A 25,812-nucleotide genomic window follows, 5' to 3' on the forward strand; every position below is an offset into this window, starting at 1 on the left:
AGGCCGGGGCGCACGGAGGTTCGGCATCCGCTTCACGGTAGGCAGCGCGGCGGCGGTGGGGCGGGTGCCGCGCTGGCAAGGCACGCGGCCCCACCCGGTCGGACCCGGGTGGGGCTGCGCGGTGGGGGGTTTCCGCGACGTGTCCGTCAGAGCGCGAGGCGCTGGCCGGGCACGATGAGGTTCGGGTCGCCGCCGATGACGGCGGTGTTGGCGGCGTACACCTTGCGCCAGTCCTTGCCGTGCGCCGCCGCGATCGCGCTGAGCGTGTCGCCCCTGCGGACGGTGTAGTCGCCGCCGCGCTCCACCGCGCGTCCGGTGTGGGCGGCCGGGCGCGGCCGGACGGCGGCGGGCTTCGACTTCCAGACCACGCCGGGCCGGGTGCCGGTCTTCTGCTTGGCCGCGGCCTTGACACCGGCCTTGGGCCGGGTGCTCGCCTGCCGTCCCGAGGACTTCTGCGCGGTCTTCGCGACGGACGGAGCGCTGCCGTACGCCCCCGCCCGCTTCGAGCAGGTGGGCCAGGCGCCCCAGCCCTGGGACTTCTGGACCTTGGTGGCGATCGCGATCTGCTGGGCCTTGGTCGCCCGGTCCGCGGTGGAGGCGTACGCCTTGCCGCCGAAGGCACGCCACGTGCCGGCGGAGAACTGCAGTCCGCCGTAGTAGCCGTTGCCGGTGTTGATGCGCCAGTTTCCGCCGCTCTCGCACTTGGCGATGCGGTCCCACACCCCGCTGTCCGCTGCCTTGGCCTCGCCCGCCGCGGCGAGGAGTGCCAGTGGCGCCACCAGCGCGGCGCCGACCAGTGCGGCGGTGTCACGCCGCCGCAGGGGACTCGGGGTGCTGCCGGAACTCGTGAACATCAAATCCCTCTCGAAGGACCCCGGGGTCCTCAGACGGCAGCGGGATCTCGACGCGTCGGACGTCTCGACCCGCTCCGCCCGGCCCATCCGAGGCGCGTGCCGGGGTGATCCGTCGGCACGGTCGATGCAGCGGCGCCGCACTGGCTGTGCGGCGTCCGGGCGGGCCGGCCCGGGGCGGTGCTCTCTGCACTCGGCGGTGGAATCTAGAGAGGTCGTCGCCTCGGCATCAACAGATCGCCTTTCGTTCCAGGCCAGTTGCCCGTTACCCGTCGTAGCGATGAAATCCGGCCACCCACTTGACTCTCCTATGTCGTCATTTGTCGGCGATGAGATTCGCTCTTCTGTGAGCCGGTTCACCCCGGCAACTTTCTTTCACCCCACAGTCATTGACGGGGAGTAATCGATTCCGCTCGCCATCTCACCGTGTGCGCCCGATGGTTCGATTCCGTTCCCACTCATGCGTGACTCCTGACACAGATCTCCGTTGAACGCTTTATGAGCCGGGATCCGCCCGGCGCACAAGATCAAGTTCCGAGGAGCCACCTGTGCCCCGCATGCTCGACGTCAGCGAGGACGTACGCGCCGAGATCGGCGACGAAGAAGCCGACCGGCTGCTCGTCGGCGAGTCCGCCCCGGGCAGCTATGACTGCACCTCCTGCCGCACGCCGGGCGACACCGAGCAGGAGCGCACCAGCACCGTGCTGTTCGTCGGCGATGAGACCGCGGTGCTCGCCTTCGCCCACGCCTCCTGCATCCCGTCGCAGGTCGTCCAGGTCGCCGAGGAGCAGTTGCAGGGGGCCGTCCGCTCCATCACCGGCGAGGAGCCCGGTGTCCCCGCCCCGGCGTCCGCGCCCGGCTCCGGCCCCGACACCGCCTCCGTCCCGGAGCAGGCGGTCCTCGGCATCACCAGCGGGCTGATCCTGGTCGGCGGTGATCTGCACCCGGCCCTCGTCGTCGAACCCACCGCGCCCATCGCCCGCCCCGGCACCACCGGAGCCCACGGGGACGACTTCCTGCCCCTTCTCATCGAGCAGGGCTTCGTCCCCGTCCACGACATCAACCAGCGGCCGGGGACGCTGGCCGGCTGGTCCGTTCTCCTCGCCATGGGTCGGCTGCACGCCGTGCTCCAGCCCGGTGGCGCGGGCGGGAGCCCGGTGGCCTGGTGGCAGGCCCACCAGCCGCTCCAGGTCACGGAGGGCTGGCGCACCGCCGCCAACAAGTCGCACACGGTGCTCGTGTTCGCCGCGCCGGTCGGGTCGATCGGCCAGCAGCCGCGCGAGGATCTGCTGCGCGACGCGCTGGAGAAGGCGGCGGCGGGCGGGCGGCTGGTCGCCGCCGCGATGCCGCTGGCCGGTACCTGACCTTCCGTTTCCCGCTCTGTCCTGTCGCTACGAGCAGAGGGGCCGGGCGGCGACAGTGACGGGCCGGGGTCGTGGATCGTTGCAGTCACGTGCACTCATACGATCCAGACCGCCAGGCGTACCCGAGCCCGATCCCCGCCATGCGCCCCGGGCGCGAGGTGTCGCCCGTCCCGTCCCTCACGCCCATCTACGACGCGCTGTACTCCGAGTACCGCAGGTCGTTCCGGGCGCTGCCCGGCGACCGGTCCGGCGAGGAGGATCTCGGCTTCCACGGCTTCGGCACCGGGCTGGCGAGCAGCCGGGGCTCCGTCATTCCCGCCGCGCATCCGGGCGCGTTCTGGCAGCCCTACCCCCGGACGCACGGTGGTCACCCACCCGCGCTGCCGCCGGGCCCGCGCCGGAGCCACTCATAGTCCTCGGCGAGGCCGGATGGGCGCATCACGGACGAGAACGGGCCCGGCCCGCCCGGCTCCGCGGGACACGGCGCGGACCGGCTCGGCCGGGGCGGATGGTTCCCACGCGTGCCGCGCCCGCGGGCCCGAAGGCCGGACGGCCGGGGGCCATGGCCTCCTTCCGGGCCCGATTCCGCAACCCGCGGCGGTGCCGACGCGCCGGAAGCGCCGCGTTCGCGTCACGGGCCCAGGCCGGGCCGACCCCGGCTCCGGCTCCGGCCGCCGGTGTGAGACGGCATGCGGCCGGACGCCGGAACCGGCGCGACCACGACGTCGGCGTCACGCGCGACGAACGAGGGCGCTGCCGCCGACCGGAGACGACCGGTCGGCGGCAGCGCCCTCGGTGGCGTGCGCCGGGCTACTTCTTGTGGCCGCGCTTCTCGCGGACCCGTACCGAGATGTGCAGCGGAGTCCCCTCGAAGCCGAACTCCTCGCGGAGCCTGCGCTCCACGAAGCGGCGGTAACCGTGCTCCAGGAAGCCGGACGCGAAGAGGACGAACCTCGGGGGCTTGGTGCCCGCCTGGGTGCCGAAGAGGATCCGGGGCTGCTTGCCGCCGCGGATCGGGTGCGGATGCGAGGCGACGATCTCGCCGAGGAAGGCGTTCAGCCGTCCCGTCGGGACACGGGTCTCCCAGCCCGCCAGCGCGGTCTCGATCGCCGGGACGAGCTTCTCCATGTGGCGGCCGGTGCGGGCGGAGACGTTGACCCTCGGGGCCCAGGCGATCTGGGCCAGCTCGGTCTCGATCTCCCGCTCCAGGTAGTAGCGGCGCTCCTCGTCGAGGGTGTCCCACTTGTTGAAGGCGATCACCATGGCGCGGCCCGCGTCGACGGCCATGGTGATGATCCGCTGGTCCTGCACGCTGATGGACTCGCTCGCGTCGATCAGGACGACCGCGACTTCGGCCTTCTCGACGGCGGCCGCGGTGCGCAGCGAGGCGTAGTAGTCGGCGCCCGCCTGGAGATGGACCCGGCGGCGGATGCCGGCCGTGTCGACGAACTTCCAGGTGACGCCGCCGAGCTCGATCAGTTCGTCCACGGGGTCGCGGGTGGTGCCCGCGACCGCGTCGACGACGACGCGCTCCTCCTTGGCGACCTTGTTCAGCAGGGAGGACTTGCCGACGTTGGGGCGGCCGATGAGGGCGACTCGGCGGGGGCCGCCGACGGCGTTGCCGAAGGTCTGCGCGGGGGCGTCGGGCAGCACCTCGAGAACGGCGTCGAGCATGTCGCCCGTCCCGCGGCCGTGCAGCGAGGAGACGGGGTGCGGCTCGCCGAGGCCGAGCGACCACAGGGCGGCGGCGTCCGCCTCGCCGCTGGGGCCGTCGACCTTGTTGGCGCAGAGCACGACGGGCTTCCCCGCCCGGCGCAGCAGCTTGACGACGGCCTCGTCGGTGTCGGTCGCGCCGACCGTGGAGTCCACCACGAAGACGACCGCGTCGGCGGCCTCGATGGCGTACTCCGCCTGGGCCGCGACGGAGGCGTCGATGCCGAGGACGTCCTGTTCCCAGCCGCCGGTGTCGACGATCTTGAAGCGGCGGCCCGCCCACTCCGCCTCGTAGGTGACGCGGTCGCGGGTCACGCCCGGCTTGTCCTCGACGACGGCCTCGCGGCGGCCGATGATCCGGTTCACCAAGGTCGATTTGCCGACATTCGGCCGTCCGACGACGGCGAGGACGGGCAGCGGGCCGTGTCCGGCCTCGCCGAGGGCGTCGTCGATGTCCTCCGCGTCGAAACCCTCTACCGCGGCAAGCTCCATGAACTCCGCGTACTCGGCGTCGCCGAGCGCTCCGTGGTCGTGCTGGTCGTTCATGAAGTCCGTTCCTCGTGTCTCACCGGATCACGATCGCGTGATCCACAGCTCAAGTCTTACCCGGCGCGTCCGGTGAGGCGCCTGGCATTTTCCAGGTGGGCGGTCAGCCGTTCCTGGATGCGTACGGTGGCGTCGTCCAGCGCCTTGCGGGTACGGCGACCGCTGCCGTCCCCCGCTTCGAAGGCGTCACCGAAGATCACGTCGACCTTGCCGCGCAGCGGGGGCAGCGCCTTGACCAGCCGTCCCGCGCGGTCGGTGCTGCCGAGGACGGCGACCGGGACGATCGGGGCCCCGGAGCGCACCGAGAAGTAGGCGAGCCCGGCGCGCAGCGAGGCGAAGTCGCCTTCACCGCGGGTGCCCTCGGGGAAGATCCCGAGGACTCCGCCGTCCTTCAGCACGCCGAGCGCGCCGGAGACGGCGGTGCGGTCGGTGCTCGTACGGTCCACCTTCAGCTGGCCGATCCCCAGCAGGAAGGGATCGAGCGGACCGATGAACGCCTCCTTCTTGATCAGGAAGTGCACGGGCCGGGGCGCGGTGCCCATCAGCATGGGGCCGTCGATCATGTGCGAGTGGTTCACGGCGAGGATGACCGGCCCGGCGGCCGGGACGCGCCAGGCACCGAGCACTCGGGGCTTCCAGAGGCCGTACATCAGACCGATGCCGATGCGACGCCCGACCGCCGCGCCCTTGGCCGAGGGTCCGCCGGAGGTCACTTCAGAACGCTCCGGCGCTCTTCCACCAGGGTCACCACGCACTCGATCACCTGCTGGAGCGTCAGCTCCGTGGTGTCGACCTCGACCGCGTCGTCCGCCTTCGCCAGGGGTGACGTCGTACGGCTGGAGTCGGCCGCGTCCCGCTTGACCAGGGCTTCCTTGGTGGCCGCGAGGTCCGAGCCCTTCAGCTCGGAGCTGCGGCGGGCGGCACGGGCCTCGGGCGACGCGGTCAGGAAGATCTTGAGGTCGGCGTCCGGGAGGACGGTGGTGCCGATGTCCCGGCCCTCGACGACGATGCCGCCCACGGCGGACGCGGCGATCTCGCGCTGGAGCCCGGTGATCCGGGTCCGTACCTCGGGCACCGCGCTGACGGCGCTGACCTTGGCGCTGACCTCCGGGGTGCGGATCGGGGCGGACACGTCCACACCGTCGACCGCGATGGCGGGGTCCGCCGGGTCGGTGCCGGAGACGATGACGGGTTTGTCCGCCGCGGTGGCGATCGCCACCGGGTCGGCGACATCGACACCGTGGGTGATCATCCACCAGGTGATCGCGCGGTACTGTGCGCCGGTGTCCAGGTAGTCCAGCCCCAGGGCGGCGGCCACGGCCTTGGACGTGCTCGACTTGCCCGTGCCTGCGGGGCCGTCGATGGCAACGATCACGGCGGATTCCACGGTGTCGGACACCTTCCCTGATGTCGTTCCGGACGTACGGGGACGTACGCGGATGTGTGCGGATGAACCGGTGCGGATGAACCGATCGGGCCGTGGCGGACATCCCGATGGGCCCCGACCAAGGTTACCGACTGCCGGGACCTGCCATGGACACACGGACCGGCCCCCTCCGGCCCCGCCTGCTGCCTACTGCCGGATCGACCAGCCCCGCTCGCGGAGCGCCGCGGTGAGGATCGGTGCCGCCGCGGGCTCCACCATGAGCTGGACCAGACCGGCCTGCTGACCGGTGGCGTGCTCGATGCGGACGTCCTCGATGTTGACGCCGGCGTGGCCCGCGTCCGCGAAGATCCGCGCCAGTTCGCCCGGCCGGTCGCCGATGAGGACCGCGACGATCTCGTACGTGGCCGGCGCCGCGCCGTGCTTGCCCGGCACCCGGGCACGGCCCGCGTTGCCCCGGCGCAGTACGTCCTCGATGCCTTCGACGCCGCCCCGCCGCTTGTCCTCGTCGGCGGACTGGAGGGCCCGCAGCGCCTGGACCGTCTCTTCGAGATCGGCGGCGACCCCGGTGAGCACGTCGGCGACCGGACCGGGGTTGGCGGAGAGGATCTCCACCCACATTCCGGGGTCGGACGCGGCGATGCGGGTGACATCGCGGATGCCCTGGCCGCAGAGGCGTACGGCGGTCTCGTCGGCCTCGCGCAGGCGGGCCGCGACCATCGAGGAGATCAGCTGGGGGGTGTGCGAGACCAGGGCGACGGCACGGTCGTGGGCTTCGGCGTCCATGACCACGGGGACGGCCCGGCAGAGCGCGACCAGTTCGAGGGCGAGGTTGAGGACCTCGGTGTCCGTGTCACGGGAGGGCGTCAGCACCCAGGGGCGGCCCTCGAAGAGATCGGCGGTCGCGGCGAGGGGCCCGGAGCGTTCCTTCCCGGACATCGGGTGAGTGCCGATGTAGGCGGAGAGGTCGAGGGACCGGGCCTCCAGTTCGCGCCGGGGCCCGCCCTTGACGCTGGCGACGTCGAGGTAGCCGCGGGCGATCCCGGCGCGCATGGCGTCGGCGAGCGCGCGGGAGACGTGCGCGGGGGGCACGGCGACGATCGCGAGGTCGACCTGGCCCTCGGGGGGATCGTCCGTGCCCGCGCCGAGCGCGGCGGCGGTACGCGCGCGCTCCGGGTCGTGGTCTGCGAGATGCACGGCGACGCCCCGGCCCGCGAGGGCGAGGGCCGCCGAGGTGCCGATCAGGCCGGTTCCGATGACGACGGCGGTTCTCACTGGGCGATGTCCTTGCGCAGGGCGGCGGCGGCGCCGAGGTAGACATGGGTGACGTCGGACCGGTCGAGACCGGTCTCGACATGGACCAGTATCCGCACGACGCGCGGCATCGCGCCGACGACGTCCATCTCCTGGGCGCAGATCAGCGGTACGTCGGTGATGCCGAGCCTGCGGGCCGCGGCGGCCGGGAAGTCGCTGTGCAGATCGGGGGTGGCGGTGAACCAGATGCTGATCAGATCGGCGGGGGCGATGCCGTTGCGCTCCAGCACGGCGGTGAGCAGTTCGCCGACCTGGTCGTCCATGTGTCCGGCGTCGTCCCGCTCCAGCTGGACGGCTCCGCGGACCGCTCGTACCGCCACGTCGTGCTCCCGCTCCTGGATCTCTGCGTCTGCCTCTCGGTTCAGCGTAGTCAGATGCGCGGACGGGGTGCGGCGGCGACCGCCCTCCGAGACGGGGCGGTCGCGTTCCGTCGCGGGGGCAGGGTCGCCGCCGCCTGATGAGGTCCTCCGCGCGAGGGCCACCGGGCGTTCTCGTCCGCGGCCCGTCGCCGCGGGGGGGCTCCTTTCTTCCGGTTTCTTCCGGTTTCTTCCGGGCGACTCGCCGGGGGTGTCGCCGAGTGGACCGCCCAGGTCGTCTCCCGTCGTGATGATCTGCCTACCGGAGTCAGGTGCGGCCCCGAATAAACCAACAGCGTCCCGTAGGGGAGGTCGTGTGACGCCGTACGCGTACGCGACCGGGGCTCCGGTCAGGGCCGGTGTCACCCGGACGGAACCGGGCCACCACCCGGCCGGATCCGGGCGGATGCCGACGGTTCGGGCTCTCCGTAGCATTCAGCGCGTCGATGCCGGGCTCAGTGCACCGGCCCAGCGAAGGAGAACGACCATGGACACGCGGCGAAGAACTCTGCTGATGGCGGGCGCGGCCGGCACCGCGGGGCTGCTGGCGGGCTGTACTACGGAGAACGGGGTCGACAGCGGCGCCGCCGAGGAGCCCGCGCCTCCCGCGCCCGGCACCGCCGATCCCGGACCGGCGCAGCCCCCGGGCACGGGCGCGGGCCAGCCTCCTGCCGAGGCCGCCGGGAAGAAGATCGCCGGCACGGCCGACATCCCCGTCGGCGGCGGGAAGATCTTCGCCGAGGAGCGGGTGGTGGTGGTTCAGCCGACGGCCGGGGAGTTCAAGGCGTTCTCGGCCGTCTGCCCTCATCGGAACTGCCTCGTCTCGAGGATCGCGGACGGCACCATCGACTGCACCTGCCACGACAGCAGGTTCAGCCTCCAGGACGGCTCGGTCACGGAGGGCCCCTCGACCAGTCCGCTGCCGCCCGAGAAGATCACCGTCACCAAGGACTCGGTCCTCCTGCCGTGAGCGACGGCCGTGACCGACGGCCCGGATCCTGTCCGGCGCTCCCGTCACACGGGACCGGGAGCCGTCCCGTCATTCCCGGCGGGCGCGCGACGACGGCCGCCGAGCCCCCGCCCCTCGACCCCGTGGCCCCGCGGCCCGGGAGGTACCGCCGCGCCACGTCGCCGGACCGCCCGGATACACCCCGCAGGGCGACGGACCACCGCCTTGCGAAGCACCGCATACCCCGCCCCGAACCGATCCACCGGGGATGAACGGGACAGCCCTTAGCCTGTCCGGATGAGTCCGGAAGAGCTGGTCCGCGAACACACGGTCTACTCCTGCGTCATGGGGTCACGCGCCTTCGGTCTCGCGACGGAGGCCAGTGACACCGACCGCCGGGGAGTCTTCGTCGCGCCCACGCGCCTGTACTGGCACTTCGAGAAGCCCCCCACGCATGTCGAGGGACCGGCCGATGAGCAGTTCTCATGGGAGGTGGAGCGTTTCTGCGAACTGGCGCTGCGCGCCAACCCCAACATCCTGGAGTGTCTGCACTCGCCGCTCGTCGAGCGGATCGACGACACCGGGCGTGAACTCATCGCCCTGCGCGGCGCGTTCCTCTCCCGCGAGGTGCACCGGACGTTCGTGCGCTACGCGCGGTCCCAGCACAAGAAACTCGAGGCGGACATCCGCCGGGACCGGACACCCCGCTGGAAGCCCGTAATGCATCTGCTGCGGCTGCTGCTGAGCTGCCGGGATCTGCTGCGTACGGGGGAACTCGTCCTCGATGTGGGCGAGGAGCGCGAAAGGCTCCTGGCGGTCAGGCGTGGCGAGGCGTCCTGGCGGGAGGCGGAGTCCTGGATGGCGCGCACGGCCGACGAGGCGGACGAGGCCGTGGCCCGGACCCCGCTGCCAGCCGAGCCGGACCGCGCCCGCGTCGAGGACTTCCTCCTACGAGTCCGGCGTGCCTCAGCCCTCCAGCCGGACCCGTACGACGAGGTCCGCGAGAGCGTCACGGGCGGTGGGTACGGCGGGGAGCGCTGAGTCCAGCCGGGCCTCGTCCAGCACGGCGTGAAGTGCCTTCACATCGGTCTGCGCCCTCTCCCTGCCGACGCCGGAGGCGGGGCCGTGCTCGGCTTCCGCCTTGGCCGCGATCAGGTCGGGCAGGTAGGCGGGAGCGGTCACCTCGCCGATGAGGGTGGGGAGATGCGCCTGTATCCCGCCGCCTCTCATCAGGTGGATGCCCGTGAGGAGCGCGCGGAAGGTGTAGAGCAGGGGCTTCAGTTCTCCCGTCCGCTCGAACAGACGCCACTGGGTGCCCGCGAACCCCCGGTAGTGGTGGGCATGGTGGGAGGTGAGAACGCCGGGTGCGAGCGCGGCCAGTTCGCCGTGGACGGTGGAGGTGTGCACGACGAGCGGGGAGAGCAGCTGCTCCAGCACATAGCCGTTGGGCCGCAGCATGAGCCGGACGAACTTCCGCAGGTCATGAGTGACGAGATCCATCTCGGTCCCGTCCCGGTCCCACATACGGGTCCGGGTCTCCTCGGGCTCGCCGAGCCCGACCAGCTCCGCCACCGGAAGGAGATGGACGCCGCGTAGATCCACGTCCGAGTCGCGGGACGGGAATCCGTACAGATGCGCGCCGGAGACGGTGGCGAAGAGCAGGGGGTCGGGCTGTTCGGCGACGATCTCACCGAGGCCCTGAAGATCGCGGGGAGGGTGGAGATCGTGGAGGCGCGGGTTCGGCGGGTTCACGCGGTTCGGCGGGTTCACGCGGTTCGGCGGGTCCTGTGGGTTCACGGATCAAGAGTCCCAGAGCGCTCCCAGGGACAGCAGGTCGCTCCGGTACTCGATCCGTTCCGACCACTCCTTGGGCCAGACCCCGGCTCCCAGATGCGCTCCCGCGAAGGCTCCCGTCAGAGCGGCGATGGAGTCCGAGTCTCCCCGTGTGCAGGCCGCCCGGCGCAGGGCCGTGACGGGCTCCTCGGGGAAGAGCAGGAAGCACTGGAGGGCGGTGGCGAGGGCTTCCTCCGCGATCCAGCCGTCACCGGTGGTCAGGCACGGGTCGGTCTCCGGGTCGGCCGTGCGCATGGCGTTCGCGAGCCGCTCCAGGATGAGCAGGCACTCGTCCCAGCCGCGGGCGATGAACGCCTCCCCCGAGATGTCGTCGGAGTACGTCCACAGATCGCCGAGCCAGCGCTGCCGGTAGCTGCCGCGGTTCTCGTACGCGTACGACCGCAGCAGACCGACCAGGCCGAGCGGCTCGGCTCCCCGGGCGAGGAGATGGACGGCGCGTGCCGTGAGGTCGCTGGCCGCGAGGGCGGTGGGGTGGCCGTGGGTGAGCGCGGCCTGCAACTGGGCCGCTCCGGCGCGCTGTTCCTCGCTCAGGCCGGGTACGAGACCCACCGGGGCGACCCGCATATTGGCTCCGCAGCCCTTGGAGCCAAGCTGGCTGGCCTGCTGCCAGGCCAGGCGTTCGTCGTCGAGCTTCCGGCAGGCGTCCAGGCAGGTGCGGCCGGGGGCGCGGTTGTTCTGCGGGTCGTGGTACCAGGAGGTGAACTCCTCGCGCAGCGGCCGGGTCAGACGGGAGGCGTCGAGGAGCCCCCGGTCCATGGCGGTGCGGATACCGCGTCCGACGGCGAGCGTCATCTGGGTGTCGTCGGAGACGACGGCGGGGTGGGGCAGCCGCATCCCGCGCCACGGGCCGCACTTGGCGAGAATCTGCGGTACGTCGTTGAACTCCGTCGGGAAGCCGAGCGCGTCCCCGAGGGCGAGCCCGACCAGCGAGCCGGTGGCGGCCTGCTTGGTGACGGTCCTCGTGATCCCGATCATGGTCATGGGCGGCGTCCTTCCGGTCGCAGAAGAGGTGGGTGCAGGGCGGACGCGGTGCCCGCCCGGTAGAGCGCGGCCGGTTTGCCCCGGCCGCCGGTACGGCGCGGCGGGCCCTCGACCGGCTCCACGAAGCCGGGGGTGGCGAGGACCTTCCGCCGGAAGTTGGGGCGGTCGAGTTCGACGCCCCAGACCGTCTCGTACACCTGCTGGAGCTCGCCGAGGGTGAACTCACCGGGACAGAAGCTGGTGGCCAGGCAGGTGTACTCGAGTTTGGCGCCGACGCGGTCGTACGCGTCGGCGAGGATGTGCTCGTGGTCGAACGCGAGCGGGGCCGCCGCGCTGAGCGGTGTCCACCGGGCGTGGGCGGCGTCTCCGCCGCCGCGCGGCTCGGGCAGGTCGGGCAGGAGCGCGGTGTAGGCGACGGAGACGACCCGCATCCTCGGGTCGCGGTCCGGTTCGCTGTAGGTCCGCAGCTGTTCGAGGTGCAGGTCCCGGACCGTGTTCTCGGAGAGCCCGGTCTCCTCGGCCAGTTCCCGGCGGGCGGCGGACCCGGCGGACTCCGCGGGCCGCACGAAGCCTCCGGGCAGTGCCCACGCGCCACGGTACGGGTCCTCTCCACGCTGGACGAGCAGGACGTTCAGCCGCGCCTCGCGGAGCGTGAAGACCGCGAGGTCGACGGTGACCGCGAAGGGCGGGAAGGCTCTCGGGTCGTAGTCCGGCACGGGACCGGCCACCGCGTCCGGACCGGGTGCGGAGCCGGTGTAGGAGTCGGCGTCGGGCACCGGACCGGGAGTCGGGCGGGGAAGAGCAGCGGGCATCAGTGGCGCTCCGAGAGGTCGGGCAGTGGTTCGGCGAAGTACCACCCCTCGCCGAGCAGTTCGTCGACGGCGGCCACGGCGGTGGACAGCCTGCGCTCGTGCGACCCGGTGAGGTGCACCGTACGGCGTCCGGTACGGGCCAGTTCGGCGGCGAACCGGCCGGTCATCCAGGGCCGCAGCTCCTCGCCGTCCCGCAGGCCGTCGTCCTCGAAGGGGACGTCCTGGTGGTCGGTGAGCAGCCACAGATGCCGCTGCCCCCGAGCGGCGATCCGGCCCACCTCCTCGTTGACGCCGCCCATGTACCGCTCGTGCCAGATCGTGGTGGCGAAGGCGTCCGTGTCGCAGATGAGCACCGGAGAACCGGTCCGCGCGGCCTCGTCCTCCCGTTCGGTCTGACGCCGGGCGATCACCGGGAACTCGTCCGAGGAGAAGGCGACATCGCTCCAGTCGGCCGTGGGCCGCCCGGCCCGCAGCCTCGCCAGCTTCTCCTCGCTGAACTCCCGCCCGTACTCCGGTACGCACCGGGTCCTGGCCCAGACTCCGCCGCGCCCGCGGTAGTGGTCGGTGAGGGCGCGGGCCATCGTCGTGGTGCCCGTCGACTCGGCGCCGAGGACGACGACGCGCCGGGTGAGCGCGGCGCGCACGGGCGGCCGGAGGAAGTCCCAGCAGCCCACGGGGTCCTTGCGCACGGCTGTGCCGGAGACCGGGAACAGGCTGCGCCGGAGGTCGACGCAGACGGACTCCGCTCCGAAGCGGCGGGCCAGTTCGTCGCCGTACTCCTCCGAGGTGAAGACGGCGTCGACGGGCTCGGGGACGGCCGTGCGGAAGACGGCCATATGCGCGTCCCAGATCGCCGGATCGTCGCGATTCACCGGGATGTCGTCGACGGCCCCCACGACCCGGACACCGGGGCCCGGGTGGACTTCGCGCAGCCAGGCGACGCGGTCGGCGAGCGGGATCGACTCGACGGACGCGGCGCAGACCAGGACGGTCAGCCGTTCGCAGCGGTCGGCAGCGGTGGCGACGAGATGGTGGTGCCCGGCGTGCGGCGGATAGAACTTGCCGAGGACGAGTCCGTGCCGGTAGCGCCTCATGCGGTCGCCTCCGCGGGCTCCACGGGCTCCGCTCGCCCCGGGGTGAGATCGCGCGACCAGTTGCGCAGCCCGATCAGACAGAGCGTCAGGAATCCGATGTACAGCAGGGACGTGAGGTAGAGCTGCTTGTGGGCGTAGAGGGGGATGTAGACCACGTCGGCCGCGATCCACAGCCACCAGGACTCCACCCGCTTGCGGCACTGCCCGTAGGTCGCCATCAGCGAGAGCGCGGTGGTCAGCGCGTCCCAGAACGGGACGGTCGAGTCGGTGGCGTGGTCGAGGAGCAGGGTGAGCCCGATGGCCACGGCCGCGCCGGCCGAGAGCAGCCAGGCCCACTCGGCGGGGGTGGTGCGCCGGACCGGGAGTCGGTCGGAGCCCGGCCCGCCCCCGTGGGTCCAGGTCCACCAGCCGTAGGCGGCGAGGGTGATGAAGACGATCTGCAGCCCGGCGTCCGCGTACAGACCGGCCTGGGCGAAGAGCAGGATGAAGAAGAGGTTGTTGGCGATGCCGATCGGCCAGTTGGCTATGTGCTGACGGGCGACGAACCAGACGCAGAGGGCGCCGCTGCCGAATCCGAGGACCTCGGTCCAGCTGACCGGGGTGTCGAGAACGGTGAACAGCGGCTGCCTCAGCGGGTCGAGAATGTCCGCGAGACTCACACCGGCTCCTTAATAGTCATCATGACTATAAATGGGTCCGGGTGTCTCGCACAAGTGCCGGGGCGGCCCCGGACCGGCCGGAGGGGGCGAACACAGACCGGACCGGCCGGAGTGACCGGAGGACCGGAGGACCGGACCGAGGCCGGGCAGGACGGAAGCCCGCGGCCAGTCGGCCGCGGGCTTCTCAGGGGTACGCCGGATGGCGCGGATCCGCGAGCACCGGTTCGGGGCTGCGGGTCCGGGTGGCGGTTCGGGTGGCGGTTCAGGTCCGGGTGACGCGCCGTCCCCGTGGCGGGGCCGCAGGTGACGCGGGTGCGGGTGACGCGGTTACAGGTCGACGTCCTTCATCAGCATGCCGACCTCGGTGTTGGTCAGACGCCGCAGCCAGCCGGACTTCTGGTCGCCGAGACCGATCGACCCGAAGGCGGTCCGTACGAGCTTCTCGACCGGGAAACCCGCTTCGGCGAGCATCCGGCGCACGATGTGCTTGCGGCCCTCGTGGAGGGTGACCTCGACCAGGTAGTTCTTGCCGACGTTCTCGACGACACGGAAGTGGTCGGCACGGGCGTACCCGTCCTCCAGCTGGATGCCGTCCTTGAGCCGCTTGCCGAGGTCGCGCGGGAGCGGACCCTGGATCGCCGCGAGGTAGGTCTTCTTCACTCCGTACTTGGGGTGGGTGAGACGGTGGGCCAGCTCGCCGTGGTTGGTGAGCAGGATGATGCCCTCGGTCTCGGTGTCGAGCCGGCCGACGTGGAAGAGACGCGTCTCACGGTTGGTGACGTAGTCGCCGAGGCACTGGCGGCCGTCGGGGTCCTCCATGGTGGAGACGACGCCCGCGGGCTTGTTCAGCGCGAAGAAGAGATGGGACTGCGTGGCTACGGTCAGCCCGTCGACCTTGATCTCGTCGTGCTGCGGGTCGACGCGCAGGCCCTGCTCGGTGACGATCCGGCCGTTGACCTCCACACGGGCCTGGTCGATCAGCTCCTCGCAGGCCCGGCGGGAGCCCATACCCGCCCTGGCCAGCACCTTCTGCAGGCGCTCGCCCTCCTGCTCGGCGCCGGGGAAGGTCTTGGGCGTGGCGACCCGCGGCTTGTTCGCGTAGCGCTCGCGGTTGCGCTCCTCGGTACGGGCGTCCAGCTCGCGCGAGCGGGCGGGGGCGGAACGGCCACCGCGCTGGGGAGCCTGCTTGGGCCCGCCCTTGGCGCCGCCGCGCGCGGCGGCGCCGCGGCCCTTGCGGGGGCCTTCCGGGGCGCTGCCGCCGAAACCGCCCGCCTCGTAGCGGCGCTCCTCGGGACGCGGCTTGCCCGCGCGCTTCTGCTTGTCGTCGCGGTTGCCACCGGTACGTCCGGCGTCCCGGCGGCCGCCGCGCCCGGCGTTGCCTCCGCCGCTGCCGCCGGCCTTGCCGTAGCCGCTGTTCCCGCTGTTCCTGCCGCTGCTTCGCATCAAAGTTCCGTCGTTGGATTGACTGGATGTCTGTCTTCCGTGTCCGGAGCGTCCGGATCGAACGACGGAACGCCTTCCTGTGTCTCGGCCTCGATCGCCTCGGCCTCGGGGAGGAAGGGCGCCAGCTCCGGTAGCTCGTCCAGGCCCCGCAGGCCCATCCGCTCCAGAAAGTAGTTCGTCGTCCTGTACAGGATCGCACCTGTTTCGGGTTCCGCGCCCGCCTCCTCGACGAGACCGCGCTGAAGCAGGGTGCGCATAACGCCGTCGCAGTTCACTCCCCGTACGGCGGAGACGCGGGAGCGGCTGACCGGCTGGCGGTACGCGACGACCGCGAGGGTCTCCAGGGCGGCCTGGGTGAGCCGGGCCTGCTGGCCGTCGAGGACGAAGCGCTCGACGGCGTCGGCGTGCTCGGCACGGGAGTAGAAGCGCCAGCCGCCCGCGACGAGCCGCAGCTCGAAGCCGCGGCCCTGCACGGTGTACTCGTCGGCCAGCTCCCGCAGCGCGTCCGCCACCGCCCGGCGCGGGCGGTCGAGGACCTTGGCGAGGTGCTCCTCGGTGGCGGGCTCGTCCACGACCATCAGAACGGCTTCGAGGGCGGGCTTGAGATCGCTCACGCCTTGTCCTTCACGGTCTCGGCATCGGGTGTTCGGTCGAACTCGTCCGTCACGGTCGCCGCGCTGTCCCCGCCGGTCCATCTGACGGTCAGCTCGCCCAGCGCCTCTTCCTGCTCCAGGGCGACGGCCTTGTCCCGGTACAGCTCCAGCAGGGCCAGAAAGCGGGCGACGACGGTCAGGGTGTCGGCGGCGTCCCGCGTCAGCTCCTGGAAACCGACCTGCCCTCGCTCCCGCAGCAGCGCCACGACGATCCCGGCCTGCTCCCGCACGCTCACCAGGGGCGCGTGGATGTGATCGACGTACACCTGGGGCTTGGGCTTCGGCTGCATGGCCTTCACAGCCAGCCGGGCGAACCCCTCGGCCCCGATGCTGATGACGACCTCGGGCAGCAGCTCGGCGTGATGCGGTTCCAGGCCGACGGTCCGGGGGTAGCGTCGCGCCTCCGCGTCGAGCCGCTCGCTGAAGATCTCCGCGATCCGCTTGTACGCCCGGTACTGGAGCAGCCGTGCGAAGAGCAGGTCACGGGCCTCCAGCAGGGCGAGATCCGCCTCGTCCTCGACCTCGGCGGCGGGCAGCAGCCGGGCGGCCTTCAGGTCCAGCAGCGTCGCCGCGACGACCAGGAACTCGGTCGTCTGGTCGAGATCCCAGTCGTCGCCCATCCCGCGGATGTACGCCATGAACTCATCGGTGACCTTGGAGAGCGCGACCTCGGTCACATCGAGCTTGTGCTTGCCGATGAGCTGGAGCAGCAGATCGAACGGTCCCTCGAAGTTCACCAGCCGGACGGTGAAACGCCCGTCGTCGGCGGGAGCGGCGGAGGCGGCGGGAGCCGACGATTCGGGCACGGGGGATCCGGGCGCGGCAGCCGTGTCTTCCACGGCGTCCGGCACCGGGGCCGCCACATCGTCCGCCACCACGGCGGCCGGCTCCTTCGGCGCCCGCTCCCCCGCGTCCGGCGCGGACAGCGCCGACCCCGGCCCGCGGCCCAGGGCGCGGCGGGACGAGCGGGTGGAGTCAGTCGGGGGCATCACGCGGTCCAGGTGCGGAAAAGCAGGTGAACACGGAAGTCGAACACAGAAGGCACGGCGAACACGGGAGAACGGCGGAGAACGGCGGACGAACAGGGAAACAGAGGAAACGGAGTTGCGGAGGCACGGTGAGACGAGGGAGGCGAGCAGGTGCCTCGAGAGAACGCGGTGGGGATGCGCGCAGGCTACCCTCAGCGACCGCGGAGCCGCCGGACGAGAATGCTCGCCTCGCCGCGTTGTTCGAGGTCGGCGAGGACCACCGCCACCGCCTCACGGACGATCCGCCCGCGGTCGACGGCCAGACCGTGCTCGCCGCGCAGCACCAGCCGCGCGTGTTCGAGGTCCATCAGTTCCTCGGCCGAGACATAGACCGTGATCTTCTCGTCGTGGCGCTCACGCCCGCTCGGGCGGCGGTTCGCCCCTCGGCCGCTCCCTCTGCCCCGGCGCGGCGCGGCTCCAGCGGCCTCCTGAGCGGCCTGCGAGCGGCGGGCCGAAGCCCCTGAGCCCGCGGCCGGCGCGGTGGCCTCCTCGCCCCGGCTGCGGCCTTCGGCGCCCGCTTCCGCGTCCGTCGCGGTGTGCTCCGCCGACGCGGAGTCCGCCGGATCGCTCTCGCCCGCGGGCGCGGGCACCCTGGGCTCGCCATTGGCCTGACGCCGCGGCGTCGACGGCTGGAGCGCCATCCCCCCGGTCGTACGGAACAGTTCGTCGGCCCCGGGCAGACTCACTCGGCGTGACACCGGGCGAGCACCTCCCTGGCGAGCTGACGGTACGCGGCGGCGCCGACCGAGTTGGAGGCGTAGGTGGTGATCGGCTCGCCGGCCACCGTCGTCTCCGGAAAGCGGACGGTCCGCCCGATGACCGTGTGGTAGACGTGGTCGTCGAACGCCTCGACCACCCGCGCCAGCACCTCACGGCTGTGCACCGTCCGGGAGTCGTACATCGTGGCGAGGATGCCGTCCAGCTCCAGCTCGGGGTTGAGCCGCTCCTGGACCTTCTCGATCGTCTCGGTCAGCAGGGCCACACCGCGCAGGGCGAAGAACTCGCACTCCAGCGGGACGATCACCTTGTGCGCGGCGGTCAGCGCGTTCACCGTGAGCAGGCCCAGCGACGGCTGACAGTCGATCACGATGTAGTCGTAGTCCGCCATCAGCGGCTTCAGCGCCCGCTGGAGCGTGGACTCGCGCGCGACCTCGCTGACCAGCTGGACCTCGGCGGCCGAGAGGTCGATGTTGCTCGGCAGCAGGTCCATATTGGGCACGGCGGTCTTCAGCAGCACCTCGTCCGCCGCCATGCCCCGCTCCATGAGCAGGTTGTAGACGGTGAGGTCCAGCTCCATCGGATTGACGCCGAGGCCGACCGACAGGGCTCCCTGCGGGTCGAAGTCGACGAGCAGGACACGCCTTCCGTACTCCGCGAGCGCGGCCCCCAGGTTGATGGTCGACGTCGTCTTGCCCACGCCGCCCTTCTGGTTGCACATCGCGATGATCTTCGCGGGGCCGTGATCGGTCAGCGGGCCGGGGATCGGGAAGTACGGCAGTGGCCGCCCGGTGGGACCGATGCGCTCGCGGCGCTGACGCGCGGCGTCAGGGGCGAGCGTGGCCGCGTACTCGGGATCGGGCTCGTACTCGGCGTCGGGGTCGTAGAAGTGCCCCTCGGGGACTTCCTCGTAGGCGGCGAAGTGGGTGGACTCTCGGCCACTCTCGTTGCCGGCCATGGCGTTCACGTGTAGGCCGTCCGTCATCTTCATCGTGTGGGCTGTCGTCAAGTGCGTGGTGTCCTGGCCTGTCGCGAAGGTCCGCACAGCTACGGAACCGACAGAACCGACGGAGCCGACAGCCTCGCGCCCGGCCGACGGGCCCCACGCGGAAAGCACCTCCCCCACGCCCCCCGGGCGTCGGGGTGGAGCTCCCGCTGGACCACCCCCGGGAGTAAATGTCGACTCATTCACAAGTCGTCTTACCTCCTTGGACGTGACCAGGACTTTATCGATAGGTCAGCGTGGCACCATGCCGACGGTTGGCGACTCTATGGCGTGTCACCGGTCCGCAGCAACACAATCCACCGGACCCGGCCCGATGTGTCGGCAATGGAACACCCGCCTGTCAAGGGTGCACGACCGTCGCAGTGTGATCCGTCCCACTGGTTTGCGGGGTACGCGAAACGGTTAAAGGCCCCTGTTCGGGCCGAGTTGGCCGGATGGCTCGCGAGGGCGGACACGCGTCCGGCCGGACCTTGCACAGCAAGATCCGGCCGGTGGCGCGATGTTGACGGCAGCCCTTGACCGTCACGGCTGACCGTCAGCCGATGAGCGTGCTCAGCTCGACGTGCTGAAGACCGTGCGCCTCGGCGACGGGACCGTAAACGACCTGGCCGTCGTGGGTGTTGAGGCCCAGCGCCAGGGCGGGGTCACGGCGCAGCGCCTCGACCCAGCCGCGGTTGGCGAGCTCCACGATGTACGGCAGCGTCGCGTTGGTGAGCGCGTACGTGGAGGTGTGCGGCACCGCGCCCGGCATGTTGGCGACGCAGTAGAAGACCGAGTTGTGGACCTTGAAGGTCGGCTCGGCGTGGGTGGTCGGGTGGGAGTCCTCGAAGCAGCCGCCCTGGTCGATCGCGATGTCGACAAGGACACTTCCGGGCTTCATTTTGGCGACGAGTTCGTTGGTGACCAGTTTCGGCGCCTTGGCGCCGGGAATGAGGACCGCGCCGATGACGAGGTCCGCCTCGACGACCGCCTTCTCCAGCTCGTACGCGTTGGAGACGACCGTCTGCACCTGGGTGCCGAAGATCCTGTCCGCCTCGCGGAGCTTGTTGATGTCCCGGTCGAGCAGGGTGACGTGGAAGCCCATGCCGACGGCGATCTGGGTGGCGTTCCAGCCGGAGACTCCGCCGCCGATCACGACGGCCTTGCCGGCCGCGGTGCCGGGGACGCCGCCCGGCAGGACACCCCGGCCGCCGGCCGAGCGCATCAGGTGGTACGCGCCGACCTGCGGGGCCAGCCGGCCGGCGACCTCCGACATCGGGGCGAGCAACGGGAGCTGGCGGCTCGCGGTCTCGACCGTCTCGTAGGCGATCGCGGTGGTGCCGGACTCCAGCAGGGCGTCCGTGCACTCGCGGGAGGCGGCGAGGTGCAGATAGGTGAAGAGCGTCTGGTCCTTGCGGAGGCGGTGGTACTCCTCGGCGATGGGCTCCTTGACCTTGAGCACCAGGTCGGCGCTGGCCCAGACCTCGTCGGCGGTGGGCAGCGTCCGGGCCCCCGCGGCGATGTACTCGTCGTCCGTGATCGACGAGCCGACGCCGGCGTTCTGCTCGATGACGACCTCATGGCCGTGGCGCACCAGCTCGTGCACGCCGGCGGGGGTGATCGCCACCCGGAACTCGTTGTTCTTGACCTCGCGGGGGATGCCGACCTTCACGTCGATCACGGTCCTTGGCTCAGGGGATACAGGGGCACTGCCATATATTTCCGGACACACAGGGCGCACCGGAATACACCGCGAGATAACGCGATGGGAGCCAGTCTAATGAAGGATTTCCCGCTGTCTAGCCTTGCAAAGCATTAACCTTCAGTCGAAGCACTACGGATTTCGTAGGCGGAATCCGCCGGTCCGCCTTCATCTGTGCCAACTGCCGCGTCGGGTGCGGTCTTCGGCCCGGCCTTCGACGCGGCCTTCGATCCATGCTCGGCGGCGGTCTCCGTGCCGCCCCCGGCCCCGGCCGCCCCGACGCGTTCGGCGGTCTGTCCGGTCTGAGCTGTCTGAGCTGCCTGACCGGTGTCCGAGGCCGGCCCGGTATCTCCGGCCCGTCCGGCCTGTTCGGTGTTCGCGGTCGCGGCGGCCTCCGCCGCCGTCGCCGCCCTCGCTGCCTTCTGCTGAGCCAGCAGCCGCTCCGCACCAGCCCGGTGCAGCCGGGCCGCGGCCGGGTCGCCCAGCCGGTCCAGGGTGTCGGCCAGTCTGAGCAGCAGTGCGGCCTGCAACCGCGCATCGTCCGCCTTCCGCGCCCATTCCACCGCCTCCTGGCAGGTCTGCAGCGACTCCTCCGGCCGTCCCGCGTACTCCTGCACCCGGGCCGCCTCGCTCAGGGCCCGCGCCTGGGACGGGAGATCGCCGACCCTGCGGTAGCCGGCGACCGAGGCCCGCCAGCAGCGCAGCGCCTCGCCGTACCGGCCCGCGTAGGTGTGGACGGTGCCCAGCCGCCCGTACAGCCGGGCCTCGTCGGCGCGCTCGTCGCGCGTCTGCCGCTGGGCGAGCGCGCGGCCGTACCAGTCCGCGGACCGCTGCCAGTCCCCCAGCTCCTGGTACGCGCCGCCCACGGATTCCATCGCACGGCAGGTCGCGTACGGGTCCTTCGCCGCCCGTCCCGCCTCCAGCGCGGCCCGGTAGCGGGTGAGCGCCTCCTCGGTGCGGCCGGTCTGCGCGTCCAGATCGGCGAGGTTGAGCAGAGCGGCGGCCACTTCCCGGTGCAGCCCGCGGCGCTCGGCGACCCCGAGGACCAGCCGGTGCAGTCCGTACAGCTCCGGGGCCACGGCCTCGGTGCCCCGGTGCGCGGCCAGCGCCTTGACCAGGGCGGCGACCAGCCGGCGGGCCAGCGTGTCCAGCTCGCCGTCCTCCACCGCGATCCGCGCGGACGCGATCAGCGCGTGCTGCCGGACGTCCAGCCACTCCTCGGCGTCGGACGCGGACGCGAAGCGCAGCGGACGCGGCAGGGCGGCGAGCGCCTGTCGGGCCGCGGAGCCCTCGGGCTCGGTCGCGGCGCGGCAGGACTGCAGCAGCCGTACGGTGCGCTCCAGCATCCGCGCGCGGGCGAGCTGCACCTCCGCGGGCTTGTCGTGGATTTCGACGGCCGCGTTCAGCAGCGGGACGACGGCGCCCGGCACCCGGTAGAGGATCCCCTCCCGGTGCAGCAGTCCGAGGGAGTCGAAGTCGTCCAGCATCGACTGGGCGTCCTCGACCGAGCAGCCGCCGAGCGCGGACGCGGTGTTCGCGTCGGCGAGCCCGGCCGGGGCGAGGGCGAGGAGCCGCAGCGTACGGGCGGCCTGCGACGGCAACGACCCGTACACCAGCCGGAAGGCGCGGGCCAGCGGGCGGTCGGCCTGGGGGCGGCCCGCGTCGGCGGGCAGCGCCCGCAGCAGTTTGGCCGCGTCGGCGACCGAGGTCTTGGGCCGGGCGGCGAGCCAGCCGCCGACCAGGACCAGTGCGGCGGGCTGCCCCCCGCACTCCTCGGCGACGGACTCGGCCGCCTGCGGATCCACGGTGATCCGCACGGATCCGGTGAAGGAGGCGAGGAGCTCGATCGCCGCCTTGGGGTCCATGCCGCCGAGCGTGCAGGGCCGTACGTCGGGGATGCCGGTCAGCGGCCCCCCGGCCACGGCCACCAGGAGACAATCGGGATTGTCGGGCAGCAGCGGATCGACCTGCTCGGCGTCCTGCGCGTCGTCCAGCAGCAGCACGGCCCGGCGCCCGGCGAGCGCTTCGCGGAACAGCTGGGACAGCTCGTCCTCGTCCGCGCCGGGCGCCGCGGCGATGCCGAGGGTGTCGAGCAGAGCGCGGGCCGTCTCACCGGTGGGCACCCGGCGTCCGTCCGGCTCGGTCAGCCGGGCCCTCAGCACCCCGTCCGGATAGTCACCGGCGAGGCCGGCGATGAACTTCTCGGCGAGCACGCTCCGTCCCGAGCCCGGCCGTCCCGCGATGAGGAGCACGCGGGCGCGAGGGGCCTTCCGGCCCGCGATGGTGTCCAGGCCAGCTCGTTCGACATCGGCCTGGAGGGATTTCAACTCCCTCTGCCGTCCGAAGAATTGCCCTTGGGACGATCCGGTACGAGCGATCGAGTCCACCGCTTGATCCGTCACGGGCCACGCTCCCGTCCAGTCCGTGCACGAGCTGAGCCCGCAGGGAATCCGCACGGGCGTTCCGAGCGTAATTCACTCTCTGCTACGAACCGGGTGGAGCGTGCCCGGTAGATCATCCGATCGGATCAATGGGATCGGAAGATCATCGGACCGGCTGATGATCTTCCTCTCCGAAGCGCGGTGTCACCGGGGACGGGAGTCACCCGGAAAGACGGCCCAAGGGGCTTCACAGGGCGGGCGCGGGCCGGCCGCGAAGGGCGGGCGCCTGATGCGGAGCACCGGGACGCGCGCCGGCCGCATCAGGCTTCGAACGCGTCGGCCGCGTCAGGCTTCGAAGGGGCGGGCCGGCCAGGGCGCGCCGGCCGGGCGCAGCGCGTCCAGCCCGTCGCCCGCCCGTGCGGCGACGACCGACAGCACTCCCACCACCAGGCAGTTGTTGTGCAGCTCTCCGGCCAGGACGGCGCGTACGAGATCCGGGAGCGGCACCCGCGCCAGCTCCATGTCGGCCTCCTCGTCGTGGACCTCGTACCGACGGCCCTCGGCCATGGAGAGATCGCGGGCGAGGAAGATCCGTACGGCCTCGTCGCAGCCGCCGGGCGTGGTGTAGACATCGGTCAGCACCCGCCAATCCCCGGCCTTGATGTGCGCTTCCTCGTACAGCTCGCGCTCCGCCGCGTGCAGCGGGTTCTCCCCCGGCACATCGAGCAGCCCGGCCGGGATCTCCCACAGCTTCTGGCGGACGGGGTGCCGGTACTGGCGCAGGACGACCACGCGGTCGTCGTCGTCGAGGGCGAGAATCGCGACCGAGCCCGGATGGACCTGGTAGTCACGGCGGGCGACCGTCCCGTCGGGCATGACCACGTCGTCCGTGCGGACGCTGGTCTTCTTGCCCCGGAACGGGGTGGCGGTCGCGGTGACGCGCCACTGTTCGGGCGTGTCCCTGATGGCCGTGGGCCTGTCCATGAAAGAGGTCCTCCCGCGAGTGGTTCGGGGTACGCGTCATGGGAGAGACGCGTACCCCGGCCAACCGTAGTGCCTGGGACTCACTCGCCGGACTTGCGCTCCACCGCGGCCTTGACCAGGCCCGCGAACAGCGGGTGCGGCCGGGTCGGACGGGAGCGCAGTTCCGGGTGCGCCTGGGTGGCGACCAGATAGGGGTGCGTCTCGCGCGGGTATTCGACGTACTCCACGAGCTTGTTGTCCGGGCTGGTGCCGGAGAAGACGATCCCGGTCTTCTTCTCCAGTTCGGCGCGGTACGCGTTGTTCACCTCGTAGCGGTGACGGTGGCGCTCCTCGACATACGGCTCGTCGCCGTAGACCTCGCGCACGATCGAGCCCTCGGCGAGCTTCGCCGGGTACAGCCCGAGGCGCATGGTGCCGCCGAGGTCTCCGGCGCCCTCCACATACGCGAGCTGCTCCTCCATGGTGGAGATCACCGGGTGGGCGGTGGCGGCGTCGAACTCGGTGGAGTTCGCGTCGGCGATCCCGGCGAGGTTCCGCGCGGCCTCGATGACGATGCACTGGAGGCCCAGGCAGAGTCCGAGGAGGGGGACCTTGTTCTCGCGGGCGTACTGGATCGCGCCGACCTTGCCGCTGACACCGCGGTCGCCGAAGCCGCCGGGGATGCAGACCGCGTCCACGTCGGCGAGCCGCTTCTTCGCGCCCGCCGGGGTCTTGCAGTCGTCGGAGGCGACCCACTTGACCTTGACGCGCGCCTTGTTGGCGAAGCCGCCGGCACGCAGCGCCTCGGTCACGGAGAGATACGCGTCGGGGAGGTCGATGTACTTGCCGACGAGCGCGACCGTGACCTCGTGGTCGGGGTTGTGCACCCGGTCCAGCAGATCCGCCCAGGTCGTCCAGTCCACATCGCGGAACGGCAGATCCAGCTTGCGGACGACATAGGCGTCCAGACCCTCGGTGTGCACGACCTTGGGGATGTCGTAGATGGAGGGCGCGTCGGGGCAGGCGATCACGGCCGCCTCGTCGACATCGCACATCAGGGAGATCTTGCGCTTGATCGCGACCGGTACCTCGCGGTCGGCGCGGAGCACGATCGCATCCGGCTGAATACCGATGTTGCGCAGGGCGGCCACGGAGTGCTGGGTCGGCTTGGTCTTCAGCTCGCCGGACGGGCCGATGTACGGCAGCAGCGAGATGTGCACGACGAAGACATTGTCCCGGCCGACCTCGTGGCGTACCTGGCGGACGGTCTCCAGAAAGGGCAGCGACTCGATGTCGCCGACCGTGCCGCCGACCTCGGTGATCACCACGTCGACGTCGCCGGTCGCCATCCGGCGGATCCTGCTCTTGATCTCGTTGGTGATATGCGGGATGACCTGGACCGTGTCGCCGAGATACTCGCCCCGGCGCTCCTTGGCGATCACCTGGGAGTAGACCTGGCCGGTCGTGACATTGGCCGAGCCGTCGAGGTCCACGTCGAGGAAGCGCTCGTAGTGGCCGATGTCCAGATCGGTCTCGGCGCCGTCGTTGGTGACGAACACCTCACCGTGCTGGAACGGGTTCATCGTGCCCGGGTCGACGTTCAGATACGGGTCGAGCTTCTGCATGGTGACCCTGAGACCGCGGGCCTTGAGGAGCGCGCCCAGGCTGGAAGCGGTGAGCCCCTTGCCGAGGGAGGAGGCGACACCCCCGGTGACGAAGATGTGCTTGGTCGTCACGGATGACGAGGAGTGGGCAGGCATCGCCAAGAGGGGGCTCCCGTGGTCGCGAGGGTGAAGGTGCGTACCGGCGTCCCCTCCCGGAGGGTCGGGGGATGCCGTCGCTGCGGTTGCGGGGCCGCTGTTTCCCACAGGCATGCCACCGGTCCACGGGGTACCAGCCTATCAGCGACGAAGGGAGGCCGCTTCCGGCCACACACCGTCCCTCACTCACCGTGCTCACCAGCGGTCAACACCCGCCTCACCTGGCACTCGGTCATGGCCTACCCGTTCGGAGGAGTCAGGTTGTCCAGACCGCCACGCGTAACCCTGTGGTGCGTCGTATCC

At 71.4% G+C, this 25,812-nt stretch carries 24 protein-coding genes; 4 read left to right on the forward strand and 20 right to left on the reverse strand.

Features of this window, described 5'->3' with window-relative positions:
- Positions 1-146 precede the first annotated feature (146 nt).
- Positions 147-854, reverse strand: a complete 708-nt coding sequence (locus ACWEFL_RS23475) for a transglycosylase family protein (RefSeq protein WP_451715882.1) — start codon at positions 852-854, stop codon at positions 147-149.
- Between the two features lie 545 nt (positions 855-1,399).
- Here ACWEFL_RS23475 and ACWEFL_RS23480 point away from each other — a divergent pair.
- Together ACWEFL_RS23480 and ACWEFL_RS23485 are read left to right on the forward strand one after the other, a co-directional pair.
- Positions 1,400-2,215: a hypothetical protein gene (locus ACWEFL_RS23480; protein ID WP_451715885.1), complete on the forward strand. Its 816-nt coding sequence runs from the start codon at positions 1,400-1,402 to the stop codon at positions 2,213-2,215.
- A 140-nt stretch (positions 2,216-2,355) separates the two neighbouring features.
- On the forward strand, positions 2,356-2,628 hold the full coding sequence (locus ACWEFL_RS23485) for a hypothetical protein (protein ID WP_451715887.1): 273 nt from the start codon (positions 2,356-2,358) through the stop codon (positions 2,626-2,628).
- Positions 2,629-3,025: 397 nt separating this feature from the next.
- Here ACWEFL_RS23485 and der read toward each other — a convergent pair whose 3' ends face one another.
- The 5 genes from der to aroH all read right to left on the reverse strand — a co-directional run bounded on the left by der (position 3,026) and on the right by aroH (position 7,492).
- Positions 3,026-4,474 (reverse strand): ribosome biogenesis GTPase Der, encoded by a 1,449-nt coding sequence (der, locus tag ACWEFL_RS23490; RefSeq protein WP_451715890.1) that lies wholly within the window; start codon positions 4,472-4,474, stop codon positions 3,026-3,028.
- 56 nt (positions 4,475-4,530) lie between these two features.
- The gene (locus ACWEFL_RS23495; protein WP_451715976.1) at positions 4,531-5,124 is read right to left on the reverse strand and encodes a lysophospholipid acyltransferase family protein; all 594 of its coding nucleotides are present in this window, start codon (positions 5,122-5,124) and stop codon (positions 4,531-4,533) included.
- A 59-nt stretch (positions 5,125-5,183) separates the two neighbouring features.
- Entirely contained in the window at positions 5,184-5,873 is a 690-nt protein-coding gene (gene cmk, locus ACWEFL_RS23500; RefSeq protein WP_451715892.1) for a (d)CMP kinase, read from the reverse strand.
- 174 nt (positions 5,874-6,047) lie between these two features.
- On the reverse strand, positions 6,048-7,133 hold the full coding sequence (locus ACWEFL_RS23505; RefSeq protein WP_451715895.1) for a prephenate dehydrogenase: 1,086 nt from the start codon (positions 7,131-7,133) through the stop codon (positions 6,048-6,050).
- Positions 7,130-7,492, reverse strand: coding sequence for a chorismate mutase (gene aroH / locus ACWEFL_RS23510; RefSeq protein WP_451715898.1), 363 nt, complete (start codon positions 7,490-7,492; stop codon positions 7,130-7,132). The genes ACWEFL_RS23505 and aroH overlap by 4 nt, the downstream gene beginning before the upstream one ends.
- A gap of 523 nt (positions 7,493-8,015) precedes the next feature.
- Here aroH and ACWEFL_RS23515 point away from each other — a divergent pair.
- Positions 8,016-8,498 (forward strand): Rieske (2Fe-2S) protein, encoded by a 483-nt coding sequence (locus tag ACWEFL_RS23515; RefSeq protein WP_451715901.1) that lies wholly within the window; start codon positions 8,016-8,018, stop codon positions 8,496-8,498.
- A 276-nt stretch (positions 8,499-8,774) separates the two neighbouring features.
- Positions 8,775-9,518: a nucleotidyltransferase domain-containing protein gene (locus ACWEFL_RS23520; protein ID WP_451715903.1), complete on the forward strand. Its 744-nt coding sequence runs from the start codon at positions 8,775-8,777 to the stop codon at positions 9,516-9,518.
- On the opposite strand, the gene ACWEFL_RS23525 is transcribed toward ACWEFL_RS23520, so the two are convergent.
- The 14 genes from ACWEFL_RS23525 to ACWEFL_RS23590 form a co-directional block, all read right to left on the reverse strand.
- On the reverse strand, positions 9,444-10,229 hold the full coding sequence (locus ACWEFL_RS23525) for a nucleotidyltransferase domain-containing protein (RefSeq protein WP_451715979.1): 786 nt from the start codon (positions 10,227-10,229) through the stop codon (positions 9,444-9,446). The two genes, ACWEFL_RS23520 and ACWEFL_RS23525, sit on opposite strands and share 75 nt — an antisense overlap.
- Positions 10,230-10,277: 48 nt before the next feature.
- A complete protein-coding gene (locus ACWEFL_RS23530; protein ID WP_451715906.1) occupies positions 10,278-11,312 on the reverse strand; it encodes an ADP-ribosylglycohydrolase family protein in 1,035 nt (344 codons plus the stop codon).
- Positions 11,309-12,124: an NUDIX hydrolase gene (locus tag ACWEFL_RS23535; RefSeq protein ID WP_451715908.1), complete on the reverse strand. Its 816-nt coding sequence runs from the start codon at positions 12,122-12,124 to the stop codon at positions 11,309-11,311. The genes ACWEFL_RS23530 and ACWEFL_RS23535 overlap by 4 nt, the downstream gene beginning before the upstream one ends.
- Positions 12,124-13,218, reverse strand: a complete 1,095-nt coding sequence (locus ACWEFL_RS23540) for an AAA family ATPase (protein ID WP_451715911.1) — start codon at positions 13,216-13,218, stop codon at positions 12,124-12,126. The genes ACWEFL_RS23535 and ACWEFL_RS23540 overlap by 1 nt, the downstream gene beginning before the upstream one ends.
- Positions 13,215-13,877, reverse strand: coding sequence for a nicotinamide riboside transporter PnuC (gene pnuC, locus ACWEFL_RS23545; RefSeq protein ID WP_451715913.1), 663 nt, complete (start codon positions 13,875-13,877; stop codon positions 13,215-13,217). Before pnuC ends, ACWEFL_RS23540 begins: the two co-directional genes overlap by 4 nt.
- A 327-nt stretch (positions 13,878-14,204) precedes the next feature.
- Complete coding sequence (locus ACWEFL_RS23550; RefSeq protein WP_451715915.1) at positions 14,205-15,320, reverse strand: pseudouridine synthase; 1,116 nt, start codon at positions 15,318-15,320, stop codon at positions 14,205-14,207.
- Positions 15,320-15,934 (reverse strand): SMC-Scp complex subunit ScpB, encoded by a 615-nt coding sequence (gene scpB / locus ACWEFL_RS23555; protein WP_451715918.1) that lies wholly within the window; start codon positions 15,932-15,934, stop codon positions 15,320-15,322. The genes ACWEFL_RS23550 and scpB overlap by 1 nt, the downstream gene beginning before the upstream one ends.
- Positions 15,931-16,962, reverse strand: coding sequence for a segregation and condensation protein A (locus ACWEFL_RS23560; protein ID WP_451715921.1), 1,032 nt, complete (start codon positions 16,960-16,962; stop codon positions 15,931-15,933). Before ACWEFL_RS23560 ends, scpB begins: the two co-directional genes overlap by 4 nt.
- 191 nt (positions 16,963-17,153) lie before the next feature.
- Complete coding sequence (locus ACWEFL_RS23565) at positions 17,154-17,699, reverse strand: hypothetical protein (RefSeq protein ID WP_451715923.1); 546 nt, start codon at positions 17,697-17,699, stop codon at positions 17,154-17,156.
- Positions 17,684-18,709: a ParA family protein gene (locus tag ACWEFL_RS23570; protein WP_451715981.1), complete on the reverse strand. Its 1,026-nt coding sequence runs from the start codon at positions 18,707-18,709 to the stop codon at positions 17,684-17,686. The genes ACWEFL_RS23565 and ACWEFL_RS23570 overlap by 16 nt, the downstream gene beginning before the upstream one ends.
- 550 nt (positions 18,710-19,259) lie before the next feature.
- Complete coding sequence (gene ald / locus ACWEFL_RS23575; protein WP_451715983.1) at positions 19,260-20,375, reverse strand: alanine dehydrogenase; 1,116 nt, start codon at positions 20,373-20,375, stop codon at positions 19,260-19,262.
- Between the two features lie 143 nt (positions 20,376-20,518).
- Positions 20,519-22,807, reverse strand: coding sequence for a tetratricopeptide repeat protein (locus ACWEFL_RS23580; RefSeq protein WP_451715926.1), 2,289 nt, complete (start codon positions 22,805-22,807; stop codon positions 20,519-20,521).
- 324 nt (positions 22,808-23,131) lie between these two features.
- Positions 23,132-23,770, reverse strand: coding sequence for an NUDIX domain-containing protein (locus ACWEFL_RS23585; protein WP_451715929.1), 639 nt, complete (start codon positions 23,768-23,770; stop codon positions 23,132-23,134).
- A gap of 80 nt (positions 23,771-23,850) precedes the next feature.
- Positions 23,851-25,509 (reverse strand): CTP synthase, encoded by a 1,659-nt coding sequence (locus ACWEFL_RS23590; RefSeq protein WP_451715985.1) that lies wholly within the window; start codon positions 25,507-25,509, stop codon positions 23,851-23,853.
- Positions 25,510-25,812: the final 303 nt, after the last annotated feature.

The sequence above is a fragment of the Streptomyces sp. NPDC004838 genome, from assembly GCF_053600955.1.

Excerpts from the sequence above, each read along its gene's own strand:
- ACWEFL_RS23475 (WP_451715882.1), bottom strand. The coding sequence starts at position 854 with ATGTTCACGAGTTCCGGCAGCACCCCGAGTCCCCTGCGGCGGCGTGAC.
- ACWEFL_RS23485 (WP_451715887.1), top strand. The coding sequence starts at position 2,356 with ATGCGCCCCGGGCGCGAGGTGTCGCCCGTCCCGTCCCTCACGCCCATC.
- der (WP_451715890.1), bottom strand. The coding sequence starts at position 4,474 with ATGAACGACCAGCACGACCACGGAGCGCTCGGCGACGCCGAGTACGCG.
- ACWEFL_RS23495 (WP_451715976.1), bottom strand. The coding sequence starts at position 5,124 with ATGTACGGCCTCTGGAAGCCCCGAGTGCTCGGTGCCTGGCGCGTCCCG.
- ACWEFL_RS23515 (WP_451715901.1), top strand. The coding sequence starts at position 8,016 with ATGGACACGCGGCGAAGAACTCTGCTGATGGCGGGCGCGGCCGGCACC.
- ACWEFL_RS23520 (WP_451715903.1), top strand. The coding sequence starts at position 8,775 with ATGAGTCCGGAAGAGCTGGTCCGCGAACACACGGTCTACTCCTGCGTC.
- ACWEFL_RS23530 (WP_451715906.1), bottom strand. The coding sequence starts at position 11,312 with ATGACCATGATCGGGATCACGAGGACCGTCACCAAGCAGGCCGCCACC.
- ACWEFL_RS23535 (WP_451715908.1), bottom strand. The coding sequence starts at position 12,124 with ATGCCCGCTGCTCTTCCCCGCCCGACTCCCGGTCCGGTGCCCGACGCC.
- ACWEFL_RS23540 (WP_451715911.1), bottom strand. The coding sequence starts at position 13,218 with ATGAGGCGCTACCGGCACGGACTCGTCCTCGGCAAGTTCTATCCGCCG.
- ACWEFL_RS23550 (WP_451715915.1), bottom strand. The coding sequence starts at position 15,320 with ATGCGAAGCAGCGGCAGGAACAGCGGGAACAGCGGCTACGGCAAGGCC.
- ACWEFL_RS23560 (WP_451715921.1), bottom strand. The coding sequence starts at position 16,962 with ATGCCCCCGACTGACTCCACCCGCTCGTCCCGCCGCGCCCTGGGCCGC.
- ACWEFL_RS23570 (WP_451715981.1), bottom strand. The coding sequence starts at position 18,709 with ATGAAGATGACGGACGGCCTACACGTGAACGCCATGGCCGGCAACGAG.
- ACWEFL_RS23585 (WP_451715929.1), bottom strand. The coding sequence starts at position 23,770 with ATGGACAGGCCCACGGCCATCAGGGACACGCCCGAACAGTGGCGCGTC.
- ACWEFL_RS23590 (WP_451715985.1), bottom strand. The coding sequence starts at position 25,509 with ATGCCTGCCCACTCCTCGTCATCCGTGACGACCAAGCACATCTTCGTC.